2 protein-coding genes are annotated in these 2,084 nt (G+C 74.8%); one reads left to right on the plus strand and one right to left on the minus strand.

Annotated features, from left to right (window positions below):
• Window positions 1-496 (plus strand): C40 family peptidase (locus GQS09_RS28000; protein ID WP_165990315.1); only part of this gene is annotated, 496 nt, incomplete at its 5' end.
• A 106-nt stretch (window positions 497-602) separates the two neighbouring features.
• Here the strand turns inward: GQS09_RS28000 and GQS09_RS28005 are convergent.
• Window positions 603-1,910 carry a geranylgeranyl reductase family protein gene (locus GQS09_RS28005; RefSeq protein ID WP_165990316.1) on the minus strand — a complete coding sequence of 436 codons (1,308 nt, stop codon included), beginning with the start codon at window positions 1,908-1,910 and terminating at the stop codon, window positions 603-605.
• Window positions 1,911-2,084: the final 174 nt, after the last annotated feature.

Genomic DNA, 2,084 nt, shown 5'->3' on the forward strand with positions numbered 1-2,084 from the left:
CCGGGCCGCCGAGGAGGCCCGGCGGCAGGCCGAGGAGGAGCGCCGCCGCACCGCCGCGCAGGCCGCCGCCTCCCGCACCGCGGACCGCACCGAGCTGCCCGCCTCCCCCGCCGCTTCCGCCGACGAGCCCGCCCCGGCCCCCTCGGGCGACGGCTCGGGCATCGTCGGCTTCGCGCTCGCCCAGGTCGGCGACGCCTATGTGCTCGGCGCCGGCGGTCCCGACGCCTGGGACTGCTCCAGCCTGGTGCAGGCCGCCTACGCCAACGCCGGGATCTCCCTGCCGCGCACCTCGCAGGCGCAGTCCGCACTCGGCACCGCGATCCCGCTGAGCGAGGTCCGGCCCGGCGACATCCTCTACTGGGGCGGCCGCGGCAGCGCCTGGCACGTGGCCCTGTACGTCGGCGACGGCCAGTTCGTCGGGGCCCAGAACCCCGGCACCGGTGTGGTGACCCGCTCCCTGGACTGGGACACCCCCTCCGGCGCCCTCCGCCTCTGACCCGCGGCACACCACGCCGCACACACACCGCACGGCGCGGTGCCCCGGTTCGGGGCACCGCGCCGTTTCCGTGTCGCGCCGGGCGGGGGCGGCCCGCCGGCGGGCGTTACGCGCGGGGGGTGACCTTGCTCAGGCCGTTGATGATGCGGTCCATGGCGTCCCCGCCCCGGGGGTCGGTGAGGTTGGCCAGCAGCTTGAAGGTGAAACGCATCAGCATCGGGTGCGCCAGCCCGCGCTGGGCGATCAGCTTCATCACCGCCGAGGAGCCGATCAGCTTCACGAACGCCCGGCCCAGCGTGTAGTAGCCGCCGTAGGTCTCGGCCAGGGTCTTCGGGTAGTTGCGCAGCGCCAGCTCGCGCTGGGACGCGCTGCCGCGCGCCTGCGCCTGGGCGATCACCTCGGCGGCCAGCGCCCCCGACTCCATGGCATAGGCGATGCCCTCGCCGTTGAACGGGTTGACCAGCCCGCCCGCGTCCCCCACCAGCATCAGGCCCCGGGTGTAGTGCGGCTTGCGGTTGAAGGCCATGGGCAGCGCCGCCCCGCGGATCGGCCCGGTCATGTTCTCCGGGGTGAAGCCCCACTCGGCGGGCATGGACGCGCACCACGCCTTGAGCACCTCGCGCCAGTCCAGCTCGCGGAAGGCGCTGGAGCTGTTCAGGATGCCCAGGCCGACATTGGAGGTGCCGTCCCCCATGCCGAAGATCCAGCCGTAGCCCGGCAGCAGGCGGGCCTGCGGGCCGCGCCGGTCCCACAGCTCCAGCCAGGACTCCAGATAGTCGTCGTCATGGCGGGGGGTGGTGAAGTAGGTGCGCACCGCCACGCCCATCGGGCGCTTGTCGTCCCGGTGCAGGCCGAGGGCGAGCGAGAGCCGGGAGGAGTTGCCGTCCGCGGCCACCACCAGCGGGGCCCGGAAGGTGACCGGGCGCTTCTCGGTGCCCAGCCTGGCCGTCACCCCGGTGACCCGGCCGGTGCGGTCGTCCAGCACCGGGCCGGTCACATTGCACTGCTCGTAGAGCCGGGCGCCGGCCTTCTCGGCCTGCCGGGCGAGCTGCTCGTCGAAGTCGTCCCGCTTGCGGACCAGGCCGTAGTCGGGATAGCTGGCGAGCTGCGGCCACTCCAGCTGGAGCCGGTGGCCGCCGCCGATGATCCGCAGGCCCTTGTTGCGCAGCCACCCGGCCTCCTCGGAGATGTCGATCCCCATGGCCACCAGCTGCTTGACCGCGCGCGGGGTCAGGCCGTCGCCGCAGACCTTCTCACGCGGGAAGGCCGTCTTCTCCAGCAGCAGTACGTCCAGCCCGGCCTGGGCCAGGTGGTAGGCGGTGGTGGAGCCGCCCGGGCCGGCGCCGACCACGATCACATCGGCGGTCTCCTCGGTGCGCGGCTCGGCGGCGGCGCTCTCCGTCGGGGCTGTCACGGATGTTCTCCCATCGTTCCCGGGCGGTACCCGCGGGCGCGGCGACGGCGCCGGCGCGCCGGTGGCACGAGTTTAGGCCGCCGCACCGACGGGCCACGACGGCGGTGCCGGTTGCCGGCGAGGCGCAGGCGCCGTCCGCACCCGGACCGCGGCGCGCACACCGGCGGGCACGGC

This window comes from Streptomyces sp. YIM 98790 (genome assembly GCF_011421595.1).
Taxonomy (GTDB): domain Bacteria; phylum Actinomycetota; class Actinomycetes; order Streptomycetales; family Streptomycetaceae; genus Streptomyces.